Genomic DNA, 18,541 nt, shown 5'->3' with positions numbered 1-18,541 from the left:
ATTAGCCCTCCTGATTCTGCTCTGCACGCTGGCGGCGCTGGCCACCGCGGCGCGGGCGGCGATCGCGGTCGCCGCGGCCACGACGGTCGTTGCTCGGTGCGTTGAGCTCAGACTCGCGGACGCCGCCAACAACATCGCCCTTGTAGATCCACACCTTGACGCCGATGACGCCAAAGGTGGTGTGTGCTTCAGCCGTGCCGTAGTCAATCTCCGCGCGGAGGGTGTGCAGCGGCACACGGCCTTCGTGGTAGCGCTCGACACGGGACATTTCAGCGCCACCCAGGCGGCCAGAGCACATAACCTTGATGCCCTTGACCTGCGGGTTGCGCATCGCGGACTGGATAGCCTTGCGCATCGCGCGGCGGAACGCCACACGGTTGACAAGCTGTTCCGCAATCGACTGGGCGACCAGGGTCGCGTTCGCGTCGACGTTCTTGACCTCGAGGATGTTCAGCGCAACCATCTTGCCGGTGAGCTTCTCCAGCTCGCGGCGGATGCGGTCAGCCTCGGCGCCGCGGCGGCCAATCACGATGCCCGGGCGGGCAGTGTGAATGTCCACGCGGACGCGGTCGCGGGTGCGCTCGATGACAACGTCGGCAATGCCGGCGCGCTCCAGACCCGTGGAGAGGAACTCCCGGATCTTGATGTCCTCGGCGACGTAGTCGGCGTAGTTCTTGTCGGCGTACCAGTGGGACTTCCAGTCAGCCGTAATACCCAGGCGCAGGCCGTGGGGGTGGATTTTCTGACCCATTACTTCGCCCCTTCCTTGGACTCGACAACAACAGTGATGTGGGAGGTGCGCTTCCGGATCTGGAAAGCGCGGCCCTGTGCGCGCGGCTGGTAGCGACGCATGGTCGGGCCCTCGTTGGCGTAGCACTCGGAGATGACCAGCGTGCGCGGATCCAGGCCGAAGTTGTTCTCAGCGTTGGCCGCTGCGGACGCGACGACCTTGGCAACCGGGGTTGCGGCGGCCTGCGGCGCGTACTTCAGGATCGCGAGAGCCTCGGACACGGACTTGCCGCGGACGAGGTCCAGCACACGGCGGGCCTTCATCGGCGAAGTGCGGACGAACTTGGCCGTCGCGGATGCAGTGGTGATCGTGTCAGCCATTGCTTATCGACGTCCCTTCTCTTGCTTGACGTGCCCCTTGAAAGTCTTGGTCGGGGCGAACTCACCGAGCTTGTGGCCAACCATGGACTCGTCGACGAACACCGGCACGTGCTTACGGCCGTCGTGAACGGCGAAGGTGTGGCCGATGAAGTCCGGGAGAATGGTCGAACGGCGAGACCAGGTCTTGATGACCTGCTTGGTGCCGGCCTCGTTCTGAGCGTCCACCTTGTTGAGGAGGTGCTCATCGACGAACGGGCCCTTCTTCAGGCTGCGTGGCATGTTGACTTACCTCCTCTTAGCGCTTCTTCGAGCGGCGGCGCCGCACGATCATGTTGTTGGAATAACGGTTCGGGTTGCGGGTGCGGCCTTCCTTCTGGCCCCACGGCGAAACCGGGTGGCGACCACCAGAGGTCTTACCCTCACCACCACCGTGCGGGTGGTCGACCGGGTTCATAACCACACCACGCACGGTCGGGCGCCAGCCCTTCCAGCGCATACGGCCGGCCTTACCCCAGCGGATGTTGATCTGGTCGGCGTTGCCGACCTCACCCACGGTGGCGCGGCAGCGAATGTCCACGCGGCGGATTTCAGAGGACGGCATACGCAGCACTGCGTAGTTGCCTTCCTTACCCAGCAGCTGGATAGAAGCGCCAGCGGAGCGGGCGAGCTTGGCGCCTGCGCCCGGCTTGAGCTCAACTGCGTGGATGGTGGTACCGGTCGGGATGTTGCGGAGCGGCAGGTTGTTGCCCACCTTGATGTCGGCGTTCGGGCCGGACTCAACGATGGTGCCCTGCTTGATGCCCTTCGGCGCGATGATGTAGCGCTTCTCGCCGTCGGTGTAGTGCAGCAGCGCAATGTTTGCGGTGCGGTTCGGGTCGTACTCGATGTGAGCGACCTTGGCCTGCACGCCGTCTTTGTCCGAGCGGCGGAAGTCGATCACGCGGTAGCGACGCTTGTGGCCGCCGCCGCGGTGACGGGTGGTGATGTGACCGTGAGTGTTACGGCCACCCTTCTTCGGCAACGGGCGCAGCAGAGACTTCTCCGGGGTAGAACGAGTGATCTCCTCGAACTCGGAAACGGAGCTGTTGCGGCGACCCGGGGTTGTCGGCTTGTACTTACGAATAGCCATAGTGTGTCCTTTTCTATCGTCACTTCAAAGACGCCGGCCGCTAGACCGTTGCGCCGCCGAAGATGTCGATGGAGTCGCTGCCCTCGCGGAGAGTGACGTAGGCGCGCTTGGTGTCTTTACGCTTGCCGTAACCGGTGCGGGAGCGCTTGCGCTTGCCCTCACGGTTGGCGGTGTTCACCGAAGCGACGTCGACGCCGAAGATCTCTTCCACGGCAATCTTGATCTGGGTCTTGTTGGCAGACGGGTTCACGAAGAACGTGTAGGTGTTCTGCTCCATCAGCGCGTAGGTCTTCTCGGAGAGGACCGGGGCGATGATGATGTCACGGGGGTTAGCGATCTTAGCCATTTACTTCTCCTCCTCCGCAGCAGCAGCAACTGCGTTGTTGCTAGCGCGGTTGATGAAGGTGTTCAGTGCCTCGACCGAGAAGATCACGTCATCCGCGTTGAGCACGTCGTAGGTGTTCAGCTGAGCCGGCTCAAGGATGACAACGCCCGGCAGGTTCCGTGCGGAAAGACGAGAGTTGTTGTCCTCACGGCCGATCACCAGGAGAACGGACTTACGGTCGGTCAGGCGCTCGATGAACGCACGTGCAGACTTGGTGGACGGGGTCTGGCCCGGCACCAGGTCCTCGACGAGGTGGATGCGCTGGTTACGAGCGCGGTCCGTCAGTGCACCTGCGAGAGCTGCCTTGATCATCTTCTTCGGGGTCCGCTGCGCGTAGGAACGCGGCTTCGGACCGTGGACAATGCCACCGCCGGTGAAATGCGGCGCACGGATCGAGCCCTGGCGGGCGCGGTCGGTGCCCTTCTGGCGGAACGGCTTCTTACCACCGCCGCGGACTTCGCCGCGGGTTTTGGTGGAGTGGGTGCCCTGACGTGCAGCTGCCAGCTGTGCGGTGACAACCTGGTGCATCAGGGGGATGGATGCTTCGCGGTCAAAAAGTTCTGCCGGAAGCTCAACGGAACCGTTGGTCTTGCCGTCGGCGGTGTGGACGTCGAGCGTCAGGTTCGTCATGCGTGAGCACCGCCCTTCACTGCGGTCTTGACGGTAACAACGCTGCCCTTGGCGCCAGGGATGGCGCCCTTGATCAGGATCAGGTTGTTGTCGCCGTCGATGCGTTGGATCTTCAAGTTCTGGGTAGTAACTCGGTTACCGCCCATGCGGCCAGCCATGCGCTTGCCCTTGAACACGCGGCCCGGCGTTGCGGCCTGGCCGATGGAGCCCACGCGACGGTGGGAGGCCTGGTTACCGTGTGCGGCACCCTGGCCGGCAAAGCCGTGGCGCTTCATGCCACCTGCGTAGCCCTTACCCTTGGTGGTGCCAACAACGTCGACGAAAGTGTCGCCGTCGAAGATGGTGGCGTTGAACTCCTGGCCGACCTCGTACTCGGAGGTGTCGTCCATACGGATCTCCGCGACGTAGCGACGCGGGTTCACGCCAGCCTTCTTGTAGTGGCCAGCCTGCGGCTTCTTGGTCTTACGGGGATCAATGTCGCCGTAAGCGATCTGGATGGCGGAGTAGCCATCGGTCTCTGGGGTACGAATCTGGGTGACCACGCACGGCCCAGCCTCGACGACGGTCACCGGAATGACGCGGTTGTCCTCGTCGAAGATTTGGGTCATGCCGATCTTCTTGCCCAGAATGCCCTTGATCTGGTTATCAGACATGTATCAGTTCTCCACTAACAGTTGGGAATCTCTGGTGCTTACTGGATGTTCACATCAACGCTGGCCGGGAGGTCGATACGCATGAGCGCGTCGACGGTCTTCGGCGTCGGATCGAGAATATCGATGAGGCGCTTGTGAGTGCGCATCTCGAAGTGCTCGCGAGAATCCTTGTACTTGTGCGGAGAACGGATAACGGCGTACACGTTCTTTTCAGTGGGCAACGGCACCGGTCCAACGACGCGGGCACCCGTGCGGGTGACCGTTTCAACGATCTTCTTCGCAGATGCGTCGATCGCTTCGTGGTCGTAGGCCTTGAGCCTGATGCGGATCTTCTGTCCCGCCACGCTTACCTCTTCCTCGCATCCCCACGTTCGAACTCCCGCAAAACGGGCGCGAAGCGGTGGGGTTGTAGCTTCTAGTTTCTCTATAACGTTGTCCGGGCTGGGCCCTTGGCTCAACGCCAGTGTCGTTTTGACTGCCACGACACGTAAAACGAAAGGTGAATGCGGGCGCTGCAAACAAACGCGCGCGGGCATGTCAGTGCTTTCGCATGTCAGGCTCGGAAGGGTGCGTGACCCTTGCGTACTGCCGCTGTTTATTTGCCATGGCCCTTCACCGGTCCCTCGCGAAAGGGCCCTCGTTTACGAAGGTGTCATGGTCACCCCGCCATCGCCTACGTTCAAGCAGGCCATGTCAAGGCAACCCGGATAGTTAAACACAGTGGTCGCGCGAAAGCAAGTTGCTTGTCGACGGCCCATTGGAAACCGCATCCCGGAGCTAGCCGCGCAATTTTGGGTACTATTTGTTAGGTACGCAACCCACAACGAATCCATACGGAGAGGATTGTCATGGCTGACAACAACGTGCGTCAAAACACCCCGGCTACCCCGAACACCGTGAACGAGCAGAGCAAGTCCAACCCGGCCTCGAGCAGCCAGGCCAACAACCCGGCAAACAACCCGGTCAACAATCCGGCTGACTCAGCCTCCACCTCCTCCGCAGTCGAGCCGGAGCAGATCCGCCCGCGCAACGAGAACCTGGAGACCGACCACGGCACCACCGTTATCGATGACAACGTTGTGGGCAAGATCGCCGGCATTGCGGCTCGCGAGGTCTCCGGTGTGAACAACCTCGGCGGTGGCGCAGCCCGTATGTGGGGCGCAGTCCGCGACACTTTCACCTCCTCCACCAACGTCCAGCAGGGCGTGAACGTCGCAGTGCAGGAAGGTCACGTCTCCGTCGCGGTCGCCATCATCGCTGAGTACGGCGTGGCAATCCACGAGCTGGCGAACGCTATCCGCGAGAACGTCACCGTCGCTATCACTCGTATGACCGGCCTGATTGTGGACCGCGTCGATGTCACCGTCCACGACGTTCACCTGCCTGAGCAGGAACAGAACCAGGTCGAGCAGTACGACGAGCCGGCTAACTACCAGGCTTCGAACACCAACCCGCAGCTGGCACAGTAGTCATGGCGCAGACCTCCGTAACCCGCGAACAGGGGGAGGCAGCCCGCGAAGCGGCGGTTGCCGTCCCCGGCGTGGCGGGACTTCACGGCGGTCGAGTCGGCGAGGTCGCGCTATTGCTGCCGGGCGAGCGAATCGAAGGTTTGCGTCCCGCCCACCGCGGTGAGGTGACTGGACTCGAGATCCATATCGTCTTCGATTTGACCTCCCGCCGGGAGATCCTGGCGGTCGCCGACGAGGTTCGTGACGCCGTTGTCTCGGCAACCGCCCTGCCTTTTGTCGATGTGGTGGTAGCAGATGCTCGCGCCGCCGACGATTAACCCCCCGAAACTTGGTGCAAACATGAATCTCTTTGCAAACAAAGCCGTCACCGGTGTGATCATCGGTATTGTTGTCGCTTTCTTTGTCACCTTCGGCGGTGCGACCGGGCTGCTATGGCTGCTCCTCTTCACCGCCATCGGCGGCGTTGTCGGCGCGCAGCTCGACGGCCGCTTGGACCTCGCCCGCATCGTGAGTCCTATCTCCGGTAGGGGCAGAGGCTAATGGACACGTCGTTCTACCACATCAGCGAGAAGGCGGTAGAGCGCGTGGCTAACGCTGCGGTGCTCACGGTGCCCGGCGTGCGCGCACTCGATGCCAAGCTGGCCGGGCTCGCCGGCCGAAGCTTTCCGCGTGTCGACGTCCACTTGGATCGCGCCCTCGGCATCGCTGCGATTGAAACCGAGATCGCAACCACGTATCCGGCACCCGTTGCAGCTATCACCGATGCAGTGCGAGCAACGATCATCGCTCACGTGCGTACGCTTTGCGGCCTTGATGTTTCGAAAGTCAAGGTCACCGTTGCCAACGTTGAAGCTGATGCAGACGGGGGCCGCGTGACTTGGGATGAGGTCACGCACCATTACGCTGCCGTACAACCGACACCAATCCGCATTTCGTCGTCGGAGGTCACGTCACCTGTGACCAAGGAGCGCGTGCCGCTCACGCCGATTGAAGCACGTTCGCTGCTCGAGGATCTGCGTGATGTCACGGTGCCTGCGCCTCCAGAGGTGGAGCACGTGGAGGTACCTGAGGCACCGTCGGTGCAGACCAACGGCTTCGTGGCAGACCCGCAACCGCTGGCGGAGATTTCAGTGCCGGCTCCAGGCCCCGTCCGTGTGCCGATGACACCGGAACCACGCCCGCTGCGGGTGGTCGCCATTCCACCGCAGCGCGATGTGATGCCGATCAGCGTTCGGCCCACCCCCGTGCGCTCCCCGCGCACGCCTGCGCCCGTAGACATCGCTCCTGTGTTCGCAGAGCCGATCACCATAACACCGGTGTACGCGGCACCCGCGCATCCTCTAAAGCCCGTGGATATCCACAGTGCGATGCGGCTTGAGCCGGTCTCGCTGCCGGCCCGCGCCCCGTTGAAAGAGATCTTGGTCGAACGCCAGCCCCTTATCCCGGTGGCTGTTCCACCGGCACAGCGACTGCGTCCAGTCGCCCCACCGCGGCCGACGCCGGTCCACCACCCAACAGCGCCGGCTCCGGCGCCGCTGAAGCAAATCACGATTGAACCGGTGGAGAAGTATTATGACCGCACCAGCTAACTCGCAAACGTACCCGGTGCCGGACGATGAATTCTTTCCGGCTGACATGGCGCGACAAGCTGGGCCACACCCTGGCACCGAGCCGAGGTCGAACCCTGCGGCTCGGTGGTTGGCCATCATCATCTCGATCCTGCTGCTGTCCCTGGCGGGAGTGATTGCCCGGGAACTGTGGTACCGCTACCAGGGTGAGACCTATGATTCGTGGCTCGAGCCGGTTTTTGAGCTCATCGGTTCTGCACCGGTGAATGGGTGGGCGGTCACAATCGGTATTTTCATCTCGCTTCTGGGCCTGTGGTTGCTTGTCACTTCATTCCTTCCCCGCGGGCGCACGCATATCCGCGTTAACTCACCGGCATCAATCTGGGTTCGCCCCGTCGATGTCGCCCGGAAAGCCAGCCACACAACCCGCTCCGAGGTCGGCGGAGCAAACATTCGTTCTCGGGCCGATCGCAAGCGTCTCAACGTGCAGGTTGAAGACGACGGCACAGGCACTGTTGAGCAGCGCGTTGCCGCAACGCTCAGCAACGAGTTCAGCGGTCTCGAAACACCTCCGGCAGTCAGCGTGAAAGTGCTCCCACAAACCCAAAGCACCAACCCGAGTGCTAAGACCGGAGCCGATCCTTACGCCCCGCCGCAACCCATCGATGCCCCCTACCCCGGGCCTCAGGAGATTCAGCGATGACGAAAACGCTTGCATTCTTTGACCGCCTCATCGTGTTTGTTCTCGGGCTGGCTCTGCTGCTGGCAGGTCTCCTTCCAGCAGCACTCTACTGGGATATTCCCTACGTCAGTGACTTTCTCGGGCGGCTTGACCGTTCTGCATTGACAAGGTTCTCCGCAGCGTCTTGGTACAACACGGTGCTGATCACTACCGCCATCATCGCGTTCATCCTGGGTCTTTGGATACTTCTGGCAAACATCCGCAGCAGGGCGTTCTCGAACCGTGCGATCGCACCGGCAGACCCCGCACACGGCGACACCGTGATCAACGTGCAGCGTCTCAGCGAAGCCGCGTGCGACGCCCTTGTCAAGCGCAATGACGCCATTACCAAAGCGGAATCCAGGGTTGCGATGGAGGGCCAGCGCCCGACTGTCTCGTTCACCGTGACCGCAGATCCGGCTTACAGCTTCAACGAAGTCATCACGATCCTGGAGAATGCGGACGAAGACTTCCGGATGGCGAACGACACCATGGACATCGACACAGTGTGGAAGTTCCAGCTCGACCGAATCGCGGTCTCGTAGCGCTCACCTCTCGTAGCGCTCACCTCTCGTAGCGCTCACACTTCGAGCAAAACGATCTCGCTGACCGGCCCCAGCACGGTAGGTTTTCCCCCATCGGCTGGGGCCAGTCGCATGTCTGAACCCGGTTCGAGTGTCTCCACCCTGCCCCATGTGTAGGTTTCAACCTCAGTCTCGCGGCCGTGCGTTGCCCATACCCGCAGGCGCTGCCCGAGCACCGCTCGCTCCCCTGAAGCGAACGTGACGAGCCAGCGGGCGGCGCCCACCCCGGTGCGTTTCAGACCGGCTAGCGACGGCGCGCTTCTCGGATCAAAGACGGTGGCAAGGTCGATGACGCCGAAGCGGTGCTCTATCCCCTCTTCATCGGTGATAACAAGGGGTCGCCCCGGGCCTGCCGGTCGAAAGTTGGTGTAGGTCCATACACTCGGCATTCGCTGCGCGTCCTCCCCGCTACGCACCACGACTTTGGACCCCGTCATTGTCACGCTGAACCGAGGAGATGAGGTGGTGAAAACAACCGGGGCGTTCAACGGGCCGTCGATTAGCGATGGATGCTCTGTCTGGATACGCGAGAGCAAGTGGAGCAACTCTTCTTCTGAGCTCGCCCACGACAGGCCGCGATTGTGCAACATACCCAGAAACGCTGGAAGCGCGAGGTCCGGTTGACCCTCCCAGGTCTCCTGCAGGGCAGCGATCAGCTTCGGGATGCGTGTGGGGTCGCTTTGGTGCACGGCGAGCAACTTTACCCGGCTGGGAATGCGAAAAAGCCGCGCCCCAGGACTGGGACACGGCTTTCAACACGTGTGCTGGATTAGACCAGCGCCGAAATTACTCGACGATCTTGGTCACGCGGCCAGCGCCGACGGTGCGGGAACCCTCGCGGATAGCGAAGCGCAGGCCCTCGTCCATAGCGACCGGCTGAATCAGCTCGACGGACATCTCGACGTTGTCGCCCGGCATGACCATCTCGGTGCCCTCCGGCAGCTTCACAACACCGGTCACGTCGGTGGTGCGGAAGTAGAACTGCGGACGGTAGTTGTCGAAGAACGGGGTGTGGCGACCGCCCTCGTCCTTGGACAGAACGTAGACGGAACCCTCGAACTTGGTGTGCGGGGTGTAAGCGCCCGGCTTGATGACGACCTGGCCACGCTCAACGTCCTCACGCTTCAGACCACGCAGCAGCAGAGCAGCGTTGTCGCCGGCCTCAGCGGTATCGAGAAGCTTGTTGAACATCTCGATGGAGGTAACGGTGGTCTTCTGCGACTTCTCCTTGATACCGATGATCTCGACCTCGTCGTTGAGGTTGAGGATACCGCGCTCCACACGACCGGTAACCACGGTACCGCGGCCGGAAATGGTGAAGATGTCCTCGATCGGCATCAGGAAGTCGCGGTCGGTCTCGCGGACCGGGTCCGGGATGGAGTCGTCGCAAGCCTGCATGAGGTCAACGATGGACTGAACCCACTTCTCGTCACCCTCGAGAGCCTTCAGAGCGGAGATGTGGACGATCGGAGCGTCCTCATCGTACTCCTGCTCAGCCAGCAGCTCGCGGACCTCCATCTCGACGAGCTCGATGATCTCCTCGTCGTCAACCATGTCGCACTTGTTCAGTGCAACGAGGATGTACGGAACGCCAACCTGGCGAGCGAGCAGCACGTGCTCGCGGGTCTGCGGCATCGGGCCGTCGGTAGCAGCAACCACGAGGATTGCGCCGTCCATCTGAGCAGCACCGGTAATCATGTTCTTGATGTAGTCGGCGTGGCCCGGGGCGTCGACGTGTGCGTAGTGGCGCTTCGGGGTGTTGTACTCAACGTGGGAAATGTTGATGGTAATACCGCGCTCGCGCTCCTCCGGAGCCTTATCGATGGCAGCGTAGTCGAAAGCCTGGTTCTCCTCCGGGTACTGGTTAGCCAGAACCGTGGTGATGGCAGCCGTGGTGGTGGTCTTGCCGTGGTCGACGTGACCGATGGTGCCGATGTTGACGTGCGGCTTCGTACGCTCGAACTTTGCCTTTGCCACTTGTTGTCCTCCTGGACTTCATGGTGGCTACGACCTTCGCAGCCACGCGATTTACATTTGCCTTGCCTCATGGCCCGCATGCGCGAGACATGCAGCAATGACCATTTCGCAATGTGCCAGTTACATGATCCTAGATACCTGATGACCGTTTTTCAAACCGGCCGACCCAGACAAAACCCGGATCCACCTAGTGAGTAACGGCCAGCTCAGGCCCCTCTTGCGCTGTGTTGCGCTTCCACTTATGAAGGGGTCTCAGCAAGCCGCTACCCGCAAGGCGCGCCCCCGGTTTCTCGAACTAAGTTCGGGGCCAGCCCGCTGCGCTGACGTAAGCCGCAGCGAGCCGGCACGGAGGCGTAGGTTAGACGCACCTAGTTGCCGTTGCGCTCGTCGATGATCTCCTGGGCGACGTTGGACGGAACCTCACCGTAGGAGTCGAACACCATGGTGTAGTTCGCGCGGCCCTGGGTACGGGAACGCAGGTCGCCGACGTAGCCGAACATCTGGGACAGCGGCACGACGGCCTTGACAACCTTCGCACCGGAGCGGTCGTCCATGGAGTGGACCTGGCCACGGCGAGAGTTGAGGTCGCCGATGACATCACCCATGTACTCCTCCGGGGTCACAACCTCAACGGCCATGAGCGGCTCGAGCAGGACCGGCTTCGCCTTGGCAACAGCTTCCTTGAGCACCTGGGAACCAGCCATCTTGAACGCCATTTCAGAGGAGTCAACCTCGTGGTAGGCGCCATCTTCAAGGGTGGCCTTGATGTTCACCAGCGGGTAGCCAGCCAGGTAGCCGTACTGCATCGCATCCTGAATACCGGCGTCGACCGACGGGATGTACTCCTTGGGCACGCGACCACCGGTGACGGCGTTCTCGAACGCGTAGGTTGCGCTCTCGCCCTCTTCCAGGGTCTCCGGGTCCGGGTTGTACGGCTCGATGGTGACGATGACCTTCGCGAACTGGCCGGAACCACCAGTCTGCTTCTTGTGGGTGTAGTCGAGGGACTCCACCTTCTTGCGGATGGTCTCGCGGTAGGCAACCTGCGGGGAACCGATGTTCGCCTCGACCTTGAACTCGCGCTTCATGCGGTCGACCAGCACGTCGAGGTGGAGCTCGCCCATGCCGCCGATGACGGTCTGGCCGGTCTCCTCGTCGAGCTTGACCGTGAAGGTCGGGTCTTCTTCCGCGAGCTTCTGAATCGCGGTACCCAGCTTCTCCTGGTCAGCCTTGGTCTTCGGCTCGATGGCCACCTGGATAACCGGGTCCGGGAAGTCCATGGACTCAAGGATGATCGGCGCGTCAGCGGCACACAGGGTGTCACCGGTGGTGGTTGCTTTCAGGCCGATGAACGCGTAGATGTTGCCGGCCAGAGCCTCGTCGACCGGGTTCTCCTTGTTCGCGTGCATCTGGAAGAGCTTGCCCACGCGCTCCTTGGTTTCCTTGGTGGAGTTGAGCATCTGCTCGCCCGGCTCGGTGCGACCGGAGTACACACGCACGTAGGTGAGCTTGCCGAAGAACGGGTGCACAGCAATCTTGAACGCCAGTGCGGAGAACGGCTCGTCGACGGACGGCTTACGGGTCAGGTCGTCTTCACCGTTTACGGAGGTGCCGTGCACCTCACCGATGTCCAGCGGGGTCGGCAAGTAATCAACAATGGCGTCCAGGACCGGCTCGATGCCCTTGTTGCGGTACGCGGTGCCGCAGAAAACCGGGTAAACCTCGGAGTTGACCGTCATCTTGCGGATGGCAGCCTTGATCTCCTCGGTGCTCAGCTCCTCGCCACCGAAGTACTTCTCCATGAGTGCTTCGTCGGACTCAGCAACGGTCTCGAGCAGCTTCTCGCGGTACTCCTCAGCCTTGTCCTGCAGGTCTGCCGGGATCTCCTGGATCTGCGGCGGGGTGCCCGTCTCAACCTTGCCCGGCCACAGGTACGCCTTCATCTCAACCAGGTCGACGACGCCGTCGAAGTCGTCCTCAGCGCCGATCGGGATCTGCATAACCAACGGCTTCGCGCCGAGGCGGTCAACGATGGTGCCAACGGTGTAGAAGAAGTCCGCACCGAGCTTGTCCATCTTGTTCACGAAGCAGATACGCGGCACGTCGTACTTAGCGGCCTGGCGCCACACCTGCTCGGACTGCGGCTCCACACCCTCCTTGCCATCGAACACTGCAACAGCGCCGTCGAGCACGCGCAGGGAACGCTCCACCTCAACGGTGAAGTCAACGTGGCCCGGGGTGTCGATGATGTTGATCTGGTTGCCGTTCCAGAAGCAGGTCACAGCGGCGGAGGTAATGGTGATGCCGCGCTCCTTCTCCTGCTCCATCCAGTCGGTGGTCGCGCCACCGTCGTGGGTCTCGCCAACCTTGCGGTTAATACCCGTGTAGAACAGGATGCGCTCGGTGGTGGTGGTCTTACCAGCATCGATGTGGGCCATGATGCCGATGTTGCGAACCTTATTCAGATCCTTAAGCACTTCTTGTGCCACGTTTGTTACCCCAACTTGTAGGTTGTCGACGCTTGCGGCCCCAGGTTAATCCCGGCAGTCAGCGTCTATGGCGGATATTGTCCTTGGTCGATTATTCCACTACTCGCCCAAAGAAGCAGTGTAAGGCCCCTATAGGTGCCAGCACAACGACCCGGCGACGGTAAACGCCCGCGCGGTGCGTGGGCGGCTTGTCGGCCGGGTCGTGATTCGCTGCATAGGACGAGAGGTAGTTACTACCAGCGGTAGTGGGCGAAGGCGCGGTTAGCCTCAGCCATCTTGTGGGTGTCCTCGCGGCGCTTCACGGATGCGCCGAGACCGTTGGATGCATCCAGGATCTCGTTGGCAAGACGCTCGGTCATCGAGTTCTCGCGACGCTGACGGGTGAAAGTGACCATCCAGCGCAGTGCAAGGGTGTTGGAACGGGCCGGCTCAACCTTGACCGGCACCTGGTAGGTAGCACCACCGACACGGCGGGAGCGAACCTCGAGATCCGGGCGGATGTTGCCCAGTGCCTTCTCGAGGGTGCCAACCGGATCGGTACCGGTCTTCTCGCGGCAGATCTCCATCGCGTCGTACACGATGCGCTCTGCGGTGGACTTCTTGCCGTCCTGCAGGATCTTGTTCACCAGCTGGGTCACCAGCTCGGAGTTGTACACCGGATCCTTAACAACGGGACGCTTCGGAGCTTGTTGCTTACGCATTGTTCTTTACTGTCCCTTCTTCGCGCCGTAACGGGAGCGAGCCTGCTTGCGGTCCTTAACGCCCTGGGTATCCAGCGCGCCGCGGATGATCTTGTAGCGCACACCCGGCAGGTCCCTCACACGGCCGCCGCGCACGAGCACCATGGAGTGCTCCTGCAGGTTGTGGCCCTCGCCCGGAATGTAGGCGGAAACCTCGATGCCGGAGGTCAGGCGCACACGGGCAACCTTGCGCAGTGCAGAGTTCGGCTTCTTCGGAGTGGTGGTGTACACGCGGGTGCACACGCCACGGCGCTGCGGGGAGCCCTTCAGGGCGGCCGTAGCTACCTTCGATTTCTTATCGTGGCGGCCCTTGCGGACCAGCTGTTGAATAGTAGGCATTCACGCTCTTTTCTGTGTCTCGCAACCGGAGCTTGACGTGGCCGTACATGCAAAAATGGGGGCTCTTTCCTTCCGGGGCCCTACCGTGTGCATGAACACCCACGCCAACCGTGGTTGCATGGAGTTCGTTGGACATCGCACCGCGCGAGAATGCGGGCGAGATCTCGCTAAAAGTACTACACCGCGCACGTCGCAAGCAAATTGCTATCCCCACACGGTGATGATCGCGTCGCCGCGGTCGCGGGCGTCGTTGTAAATATCGGTGAGGTCGTAGATTGCGAGAGAATCTTCGATTTCATCGTGGTTGATGTTGTTAAGAATGGCGGCCAGGCGGGCAGCATCTTCGGGCGAGTTGGCAAAGATCTCGTCATAACCCGGGTCTTCCAGGGTGAGGGTGCCGTAGATGATGGCATGTGCGGTATCCGCATCCAGAATTTTCGCGAGTAGTTCCTCGGTGACAAAGTGCATTTTGTCAATGTCTTCAACCGGCAAGTTCTCTTCCTCGAGCGCTTCTGTGGTGATCTCAAACCGCGATTCCCCGTCTGTGGCGAGGAAGTCAGGGTAATCGGCAGCGGGCATCGAGATATAGAACGGGATATCCATAACGTTATTTGTAGTCGGTAACGCCCAGTGCGCGGAGGAACTCTCGGTGGTGGGCACCGCGGGGGTCTCCTAGCGCAGGGTCAACTCGCGGAAGCAGCTTTTCGACGATGCGTTGCTTCTCCTCGTCTGTAGCTTTCGCCTTCACTGCCTCAGCAAGGTCAGCGTCAAGGGAAAAAGTTCCAGCAATGTCTGGCCGAATCTTGACCACGACCTGGTGTTCAACAGACTTCGCTGCGGCGGCGAGCTCCAAACTTGTGTCGTCCACGCTGCGGTGTTGAGTGCCGGATTGCTCCTCGAATCTCGTATCGCCCAGGGCGCGAAGAAACTCGCGGTGGTGGCGCCCGCGGTGGTCATCTAACGCCGGATCAGCCAGGGGAACCAGCATCTCAACAATGCGTTGCTTTTCCTCGTCCGTTGCCTGCGTTTTCACTGCTTCAGCAAGATCGGCGCCGACCGCAAAGGTTCCAGCAATATCTGGCCGGATCTTTGCGACGATCTCGTATTCCACAGATTTCGCAGCTGCATTGTCTTTTTCTCTCACGTCACGGCCTCCTCTATGTACCCATTCGGTCGAGCGCTCTATCCACAGGTTTGTTCGCGCCCCGGAAGCGAGATTCCTTCAACCACTGAAGCTCCGGTGCTTGACGGTAAAATTTCTTTCTCACACCCTGCCGGATGTTTGCGAACTGGAAGCGTTCCAGGTTGGGGGATTCCATGCGAAGAAATCGGACGACCTGGTCAATGTTCTTAGGCGACATCGCGTCATCTACTAGGTTGTAATCGAAGTTGATAGTCATGTACGCCTCTGGGAAATCCTTGAGCAGCTCGATCTCGTCGACCGGGTATGAGAGATCCAGATCATCGGCCAGTTGACGCCTAGCGAGATAGGAGAAGACCCGCCGCGCCCGAGGATCGGCAAAGCTGCGCTCGGCAAACGGCCGCAAGGTTTCGACGAACCAAGCAAGCTGCGCTTCGGTGGGATCGGTCAAGAACGAGTCGAGATACGATATCGCCGTAGAGCGATACCCGATCATTGAAAACGTAGGTCGTACTCCACAGCTCACCTCGTACAGGATTGAATTCGCTGCCGCGTCCTGCTCCCCTGTGGCGTCCAACCCGCGCTCCGATAACAACAGCGCTTTATCGAAGTCTGTCATGTCACATTCCCATTCGGTCGAGTGCGCTATCTATGGCCCTGTTTAAACCACGGAAGCGAGATTCTTTTAACCATTGCAGCTCCGGCGCCTGGCGGAAGAATTTCTTCTTCACACCCTGCCGGATAATTCCCAATTGGAAGTTTTCAATGCTGGAGGATTCGATGCGGAAGAACCGATCGACCTGGTCAATGTTCTTAGGCGACATCGCATTCAGTACGAGAAAAGCATCGTGGCTGAGATTCCGAAAGGCAGCAGGATAGTCTTTGAGCAGTTCGATCTCGTCCACTGGATAGGAAATATCCAGATCGTCAACGAGGCGACTTTCCGCGAGGTGCCCGAAGATAAGCCGCGCCCGGGGATCAGCGAAGCTGCGCTCAGCGAATGGCCGCAAGGTTTCGACGAACCGGGCATCTTCTTCCGGGATGACACCAATAAACGTTTCGAAATAGGCAACGGAGGAGGTCTCAAATCCGTGTGCCGCAAACCACGGACGTACCGCACATCCCACTTCAAACAGGATCGAGTCTACTGCTGCGTTGTATTCCCTCATTCTCTCCATCGAACGCATCGCCAACAGCGCAGCCCCATCTACGTTTGTCACCACTATCTCCCTCCGAAGTCGGTCACGCCAAGTTTGCGGAGGAATTCACGGTGGTGGTCGATCCGCACATCCTCAGCGGAGCGGTTAACACGGGGCAAAAGCTTGTCGACGATCTGCTGCTTCTCATCCTCTGTCGCTTGCGCATTGACAGCCGCGGCCAGATCATTGTGCACCGAGAAATCACCGGCTATGTCCGGGCGGATGCACGCGACGATTTCGTGCTCAATGGATTTTGCTGCCGCGTCAAATTTGAGGCGAATTGTCCGAGGGTTTGCCACTTTGTTGTCCTTGAGTGTTGTCGCTGCCTATGTGCCCATTCGGTCGAGGGCTTTGTCCATTCGGGGATGCTCCCCTCTAAAGTGAGAATTTTTGATCCACTGAAGCTCGGGTGCCTGACGGAAGAATTTCTTGCCGACCATGTCTACAAGAATCAACAACTGAGCGTCGCGCACATGCTCACCGTCGAGGCGCAAGACACGATCGATGTGTTGAATATTGTCAGGTGACGCAACTTTTGACATTAGGTCTGCATCGTCATTGAGCGCCCTCCGTGCCCCGGGAACGTTCTGCAGCAATTCCATGTCGTCTGCAATATGGGACGCGACATCAAGGTCTGTGATCCCGATCGCGATGAGATACCACGTGATGTAGCGTGCGCGCGGGTCGGCAAAGGATCGCTCCGCGTACGGCCGGAGAAGTGCGTCCACTGCGGCGACCTCCTCCTCTGATGCTTCAGCTTTGAAAATGGCCGTGTAGGAGACGTTGAAAGCTAACTCACCGACAAGATCGGGACGAACTTTCCGGATAGCCTCGTACAGAAGCGAACTCGCTGCCGCGCCGTTTTCTCCAGTGGAATCGATCTGGCGCCGCTCGAGCGGGTCAATGTTTCGAGCAGTCATAGGGTGGTGATGATTGCATCTCCTCGGCTGTGGGCATCGGTGTAGATGTCCGTGAGCTCGAAGATCGACAGCGAATCTTCAATCTGGTCATGGTCGATGTTGTTAAGGATTTCCGCCAGGCGTGCGACGTCTTCGGGTGAGTTGTGATACATCTCGTCGTCAAGCATGTGTGTTCCGTAGACGATGGCGTGCGCAGTATCGGCGTCGAGGATTTCAACGAGGAGTTCGTGGGTGCCGATATACCTTTTGTCAATGTCGTCCGATGGGTAATCCCGCTCGTCCAACGTATCTATCCGCGTTTCTTCATCGCTGGCGATGAACTGGGGATAGTCGGCAGCAGGCATAGAGATGTAAACTGGGATGATCATGGAGCCAAAAGTACCTTTCTTCAGATCGGCGTAATTCAAGGCGTGCTTGTAGGGTCGAGTGGCACTGGTGCCCCGCCAACGCTCTCCACGATTGCTTCCCCCTAATTGATCGATTCGCAGTCAGCGACGCGGACGCGTAAGAAACGACCCACAGCACCCCTTCACCGATGGTAATGCGGGCAATGGGCCCGGAAGGCGTTTTCCGCCCGCGATCTTTTGGGGTGTGGTTACACGAAGTCGGTGACGCCAAGTACGCGGAGGAACTCTCGGTGGTGGTCTGCCCGCCCGTCGTCTAATGCTGGGTCGGCGCGGGGACGCAACGCCTCAATAATGCGATTCTTTTCATCGTCTGTCGCATGGGCGTTGACCGCGTTGGCGAGGTCGGCTCCGATAGAGAAGGTGCCAGCAATATCTGGACGGATGCATGCAACGATCTCATGCTCGATAGATTTGGCTGCGGCGGCGAATTGCAATGTCACTCTAGTTGAAGACTTCACTGCGCGAGTGTCCATTTGCTGTCATGAGCCCATTCGGTCCAGGATCTTATCTGTTCTTTTGTCAAGTCCGCGGAATCGAGATTCCTTTAGCCACCGCAGCTCAGGTGCTTGGCGGAAGAACTTTTTGCGCGTGCCTTCCTCTATTGTCGGTACTTGGAAGTCGACCAGGCGCGGAGATTCAATCCGCAGAAATCGTTCCACCTGTTCTAGATTTTTCGAAGACATACCGTGAATAACAAGCGTGGTGTCGTAGGAGATCACTCCGCGAGCCAGCGGTATGTCCTTCAGAAGCTCGATCTCGTCGACGGGGAAGGAGAGGTCAAGGTCATCAACTAGGCCGCTTTCACTTAGATACATGAAAATGCGGCGTGCCCGGGGATCGGCAAAACTGCGTTCGGCGTATGGGCGCAAAATCTCGATGAGTTGGGCTCGTTCTTCTTTCGTGGCCCCGATTTTGAACCCGCTTAAGTAATTCAAAGTGGAGCGTCCCACCGGGGTATACCAGACAGCTTGCTTCATACACCAGGGCCTTGGCCGCTGCTATCTGCTCGCCCGTGCCGTCCAATTGTCGCTCGGCGAGAAGGATGGATTCGTAATCATCCGGCATGATAGAAGTCCTCAC

28 protein-coding genes are annotated in these 18,541 nt (G+C 60.2%); 6 read left to right on the top strand and 22 right to left on the bottom strand.

What is annotated here, in order from left to right; translation table 11 throughout:
• Position 1: 1 nt before the first annotated feature.
• From rpsC to rpsJ, 8 genes are read right to left on the bottom strand one after another with little or no spacing between them, the layout of a single operon-like run.
• Positions 2–751, bottom strand: coding sequence for a 30S ribosomal protein S3 (gene rpsC / locus CGLAUT_RS01915; RefSeq protein WP_095659222.1), 750 nt, complete (start codon positions 749–751; stop codon positions 2–4).
• Positions 751–1,110, bottom strand: coding sequence for a 50S ribosomal protein L22 (gene rplV, locus CGLAUT_RS01910; RefSeq protein ID WP_095659221.1), 360 nt, complete (start codon positions 1,108–1,110; stop codon positions 751–753). Before rplV ends, rpsC begins: the two co-directional genes overlap by 1 nt.
• 3 nt (positions 1,111–1,113) lie before the next feature.
• On the bottom strand, positions 1,114–1,389 hold the full coding sequence (gene rpsS, locus CGLAUT_RS01905) for a 30S ribosomal protein S19 (RefSeq protein WP_042408274.1): 276 nt from the start codon (positions 1,387–1,389) through the stop codon (positions 1,114–1,116).
• 16 nt (positions 1,390–1,405) lie between these two features.
• On the bottom strand, positions 1,406–2,239 hold the full coding sequence (rplB, locus tag CGLAUT_RS01900) for a 50S ribosomal protein L2 (RefSeq protein ID WP_095659220.1): 834 nt from the start codon (positions 2,237–2,239) through the stop codon (positions 1,406–1,408).
• Between the two features lie 40 nt (positions 2,240–2,279).
• Positions 2,280–2,585, bottom strand: coding sequence for a 50S ribosomal protein L23 (rplW, locus tag CGLAUT_RS01895; RefSeq protein WP_095659219.1), 306 nt, complete (start codon positions 2,583–2,585; stop codon positions 2,280–2,282).
• The gene (gene rplD / locus CGLAUT_RS01890; RefSeq protein WP_290185966.1) at positions 2,586–3,254 is read right to left on the bottom strand and encodes a 50S ribosomal protein L4; all 669 of its coding nucleotides are present in this window, start codon (positions 3,252–3,254) and stop codon (positions 2,586–2,588) included.
• Positions 3,251–3,907, bottom strand: coding sequence for a 50S ribosomal protein L3 (gene rplC / locus CGLAUT_RS01885; RefSeq protein WP_095659217.1), 657 nt, complete (start codon positions 3,905–3,907; stop codon positions 3,251–3,253). Before rplC ends, rplD begins: the two co-directional genes overlap by 4 nt.
• Positions 3,908–3,945: 38 nt before the next feature.
• Positions 3,946–4,251, bottom strand: coding sequence for a 30S ribosomal protein S10 (gene rpsJ / locus CGLAUT_RS01880; protein ID WP_003848085.1), 306 nt, complete (start codon positions 4,249–4,251; stop codon positions 3,946–3,948).
• Positions 4,252–4,755: 504 nt separating this feature from the next.
• Between rpsJ and CGLAUT_RS01875 the strand changes: the two genes are divergently transcribed.
• The 6 genes from CGLAUT_RS01875 to CGLAUT_RS01850 are packed head-to-tail and all read left to right on the top strand — an operon-like array spanning position 4,756 to position 8,210.
• Positions 4,756–5,376, top strand: a complete 621-nt coding sequence (locus CGLAUT_RS01875) for an Asp23/Gls24 family envelope stress response protein (protein WP_095659216.1) — start codon at positions 4,756–4,758, stop codon at positions 5,374–5,376.
• Between the two features lie 2 nt (positions 5,377–5,378).
• Positions 5,379–5,693 (top strand): hypothetical protein, encoded by a 315-nt coding sequence (locus CGLAUT_RS01870; RefSeq protein ID WP_290185963.1) that lies wholly within the window; start codon positions 5,379–5,381, stop codon positions 5,691–5,693.
• Between the two features lie 22 nt (positions 5,694–5,715).
• The gene (locus tag CGLAUT_RS01865; RefSeq protein ID WP_095659214.1) at positions 5,716–5,916 is read left to right on the top strand and encodes a hypothetical protein; all 201 of its coding nucleotides are present in this window, start codon (positions 5,716–5,718) and stop codon (positions 5,914–5,916) included.
• Entirely contained in the window at positions 5,916–6,965 is a 1,050-nt protein-coding gene (locus tag CGLAUT_RS01860) for an Asp23/Gls24 family envelope stress response protein (RefSeq protein ID WP_290185961.1), read from the top strand. The genes CGLAUT_RS01865 and CGLAUT_RS01860 overlap by 1 nt, the downstream gene beginning before the upstream one ends.
• A complete protein-coding gene (locus CGLAUT_RS01855) occupies positions 6,949–7,647 on the top strand; it encodes an Asp23/Gls24 family envelope stress response protein (RefSeq protein WP_290185959.1) in 699 nt (232 codons plus the stop codon). The genes CGLAUT_RS01860 and CGLAUT_RS01855 overlap by 17 nt, the downstream gene beginning before the upstream one ends.
• Positions 7,644–8,210: a hypothetical protein gene (locus tag CGLAUT_RS01850; protein WP_290185958.1), complete on the top strand. Its 567-nt coding sequence runs from the start codon at positions 7,644–7,646 to the stop codon at positions 8,208–8,210. The genes CGLAUT_RS01855 and CGLAUT_RS01850 overlap by 4 nt, the downstream gene beginning before the upstream one ends.
• A 35-nt stretch (positions 8,211–8,245) precedes the next feature.
• On the opposite strand, the gene CGLAUT_RS01845 is transcribed toward CGLAUT_RS01850, so the two are convergent.
• The 14 genes from CGLAUT_RS01845 to CGLAUT_RS01780 form a co-directional block, all read right to left on the bottom strand.
• Positions 8,246–8,938 (bottom strand): hypothetical protein, encoded by a 693-nt coding sequence (locus CGLAUT_RS01845; RefSeq protein ID WP_290185957.1) that lies wholly within the window; start codon positions 8,936–8,938, stop codon positions 8,246–8,248.
• 97 nt (positions 8,939–9,035) lie between these two features.
• Positions 9,036–10,226 carry an elongation factor Tu gene (gene tuf / locus CGLAUT_RS01840; RefSeq protein WP_290185955.1) on the bottom strand — a complete coding sequence of 397 codons (1,191 nt, stop codon included), beginning with the start codon at positions 10,224–10,226 and terminating at the stop codon, positions 9,036–9,038.
• A gap of 368 nt (positions 10,227–10,594) precedes the next feature.
• Positions 10,595–12,715, bottom strand: coding sequence for an elongation factor G (gene fusA, locus CGLAUT_RS01835; RefSeq protein ID WP_290185953.1), 2,121 nt, complete (start codon positions 12,713–12,715; stop codon positions 10,595–10,597).
• A gap of 233 nt (positions 12,716–12,948) precedes the next feature.
• The gene (gene rpsG, locus CGLAUT_RS01830; protein WP_095659208.1) at positions 12,949–13,416 is read right to left on the bottom strand and encodes a 30S ribosomal protein S7; all 468 of its coding nucleotides are present in this window, start codon (positions 13,414–13,416) and stop codon (positions 12,949–12,951) included.
• Between the two features lie 6 nt (positions 13,417–13,422).
• The gene (rpsL, locus tag CGLAUT_RS01825; RefSeq protein WP_290185951.1) at positions 13,423–13,794 is read right to left on the bottom strand and encodes a 30S ribosomal protein S12; all 372 of its coding nucleotides are present in this window, start codon (positions 13,792–13,794) and stop codon (positions 13,423–13,425) included.
• A gap of 204 nt (positions 13,795–13,998) precedes the next feature.
• Entirely contained in the window at positions 13,999–14,397 is a 399-nt protein-coding gene (locus CGLAUT_RS01820) for a DUF1877 family protein (protein WP_095659206.1), read from the bottom strand.
• 4 nt (positions 14,398–14,401) lie between these two features.
• Positions 14,402–14,938, bottom strand: coding sequence for a hypothetical protein (locus CGLAUT_RS01815; protein ID WP_157731234.1), 537 nt, complete (start codon positions 14,936–14,938; stop codon positions 14,402–14,404).
• 13 nt (positions 14,939–14,951) lie between these two features.
• Complete coding sequence (locus CGLAUT_RS01810; RefSeq protein WP_095659204.1) at positions 14,952–15,554, bottom strand: hypothetical protein; 603 nt, start codon at positions 15,552–15,554, stop codon at positions 14,952–14,954.
• A gap of 1 nt (position 15,555) precedes the next feature.
• Positions 15,556–16,155 (bottom strand): hypothetical protein, encoded by a 600-nt coding sequence (locus CGLAUT_RS01805; protein WP_290185949.1) that lies wholly within the window; start codon positions 16,153–16,155, stop codon positions 15,556–15,558.
• Positions 16,156–16,157: 2 nt separating this feature from the next.
• Positions 16,158–16,433, bottom strand: coding sequence for a hypothetical protein (locus CGLAUT_RS01800; RefSeq protein WP_290185947.1), 276 nt, complete (start codon positions 16,431–16,433; stop codon positions 16,158–16,160).
• Positions 16,434–16,460: 27 nt separating this feature from the next.
• A complete protein-coding gene (locus tag CGLAUT_RS01795; protein WP_095659201.1) occupies positions 16,461–17,054 on the bottom strand; it encodes a hypothetical protein in 594 nt (197 codons plus the stop codon).
• Complete coding sequence (locus CGLAUT_RS01790; protein WP_290185945.1) at positions 17,051–17,422, bottom strand: DUF1877 family protein; 372 nt, start codon at positions 17,420–17,422, stop codon at positions 17,051–17,053. The genes CGLAUT_RS01795 and CGLAUT_RS01790 overlap by 4 nt, the downstream gene beginning before the upstream one ends.
• Positions 17,423–17,649: 227 nt before the next feature.
• Positions 17,650–17,901: a hypothetical protein gene (locus CGLAUT_RS01785; protein WP_290185943.1), complete on the bottom strand. Its 252-nt coding sequence runs from the start codon at positions 17,899–17,901 to the stop codon at positions 17,650–17,652.
• A gap of 39 nt (positions 17,902–17,940) precedes the next feature.
• Positions 17,941–18,438, bottom strand: coding sequence for a hypothetical protein (locus tag CGLAUT_RS01780; RefSeq protein ID WP_095659198.1), 498 nt, complete (start codon positions 18,436–18,438; stop codon positions 17,941–17,943).
• Positions 18,439–18,541: the final 103 nt, after the last annotated feature.

Source organism: Corynebacterium glaucum (assembly GCF_030408855.1).
In the GTDB taxonomy this organism is placed as follows: Bacteria; Actinomycetota; Actinomycetes; order Mycobacteriales; family Mycobacteriaceae; genus Corynebacterium; species Corynebacterium glaucum.
Note: the sequence above shows the minus strand (reverse complement) of the source record. Positions and strands in the feature narration are given on the sequence as shown.

Coding starts and splice junctions, on each gene's coding strand:
- rplV (WP_095659221.1), bottom strand. CDS start 1,110: ATGGCTGACACGATCACCACTGCATCCGCGACGGCCAAGTTCGTCCGC.
- rpsL (WP_290185951.1), bottom strand. CDS start 13,794: ATGCCTACTATTCAACAGCTGGTCCGCAAGGGCCGCCACGATAAGAAA.
- CGLAUT_RS01855 (WP_290185959.1), top strand. CDS start 6,949: ATGACCGCACCAGCTAACTCGCAAACGTACCCGGTGCCGGACGATGAA.
- CGLAUT_RS01790 (WP_290185945.1), bottom strand. CDS start 17,422: ATGATCATCCCAGTTTACATCTCTATGCCTGCTGCCGACTATCCCCAG.
- rplW (WP_095659219.1), bottom strand. CDS start 2,585: ATGGCTAAGATCGCTAACCCCCGTGACATCATCATCGCCCCGGTCCTC.
- CGLAUT_RS01820 (WP_095659206.1), bottom strand. CDS start 14,397: ATGGATATCCCGTTCTATATCTCGATGCCCGCTGCCGATTACCCTGAC.
- CGLAUT_RS01795 (WP_095659201.1), bottom strand. CDS start 17,054: ATGACTGCTCGAAACATTGACCCGCTCGAGCGGCGCCAGATCGATTCC.
- rplC (WP_095659217.1), bottom strand. CDS start 3,907: ATGTCTGATAACCAGATCAAGGGCATTCTGGGCAAGAAGATCGGCATG.
- rpsC (WP_095659222.1), bottom strand. CDS start 751: ATGGGTCAGAAAATCCACCCCCACGGCCTGCGCCTGGGTATTACGGCT.
- CGLAUT_RS01780 (WP_095659198.1), bottom strand. CDS start 18,438: ATGAAGCAAGCTGTCTGGTATACCCCGGTGGGACGCTCCACTTTGAAT.
- CGLAUT_RS01860 (WP_290185961.1), top strand. CDS start 5,916: ATGGACACGTCGTTCTACCACATCAGCGAGAAGGCGGTAGAGCGCGTG.
- rplD (WP_290185966.1), bottom strand. CDS start 3,254: ATGACGAACCTGACGCTCGACGTCCACACCGCCGACGGCAAGACCAAC.
- rpsG (WP_095659208.1), bottom strand. CDS start 13,416: ATGCGTAAGCAACAAGCTCCGAAGCGTCCCGTTGTTAAGGATCCGGTG.
- CGLAUT_RS01875 (WP_095659216.1), top strand. CDS start 4,756: ATGGCTGACAACAACGTGCGTCAAAACACCCCGGCTACCCCGAACACC.
- CGLAUT_RS01865 (WP_095659214.1), top strand. CDS start 5,716: ATGAATCTCTTTGCAAACAAAGCCGTCACCGGTGTGATCATCGGTATT.
- CGLAUT_RS01870 (WP_290185963.1), top strand. CDS start 5,379: ATGGCGCAGACCTCCGTAACCCGCGAACAGGGGGAGGCAGCCCGCGAA.
- rpsS (WP_042408274.1), bottom strand. CDS start 1,389: ATGCCACGCAGCCTGAAGAAGGGCCCGTTCGTCGATGAGCACCTCCTC.
- rplB (WP_095659220.1), bottom strand. CDS start 2,239: ATGGCTATTCGTAAGTACAAGCCGACAACCCCGGGTCGCCGCAACAGC.
- CGLAUT_RS01810 (WP_095659204.1), bottom strand. CDS start 15,554: ATGACAGACTTCGATAAAGCGCTGTTGTTATCGGAGCGCGGGTTGGAC.
- CGLAUT_RS01850 (WP_290185958.1), top strand. CDS start 7,644: ATGACGAAAACGCTTGCATTCTTTGACCGCCTCATCGTGTTTGTTCTC.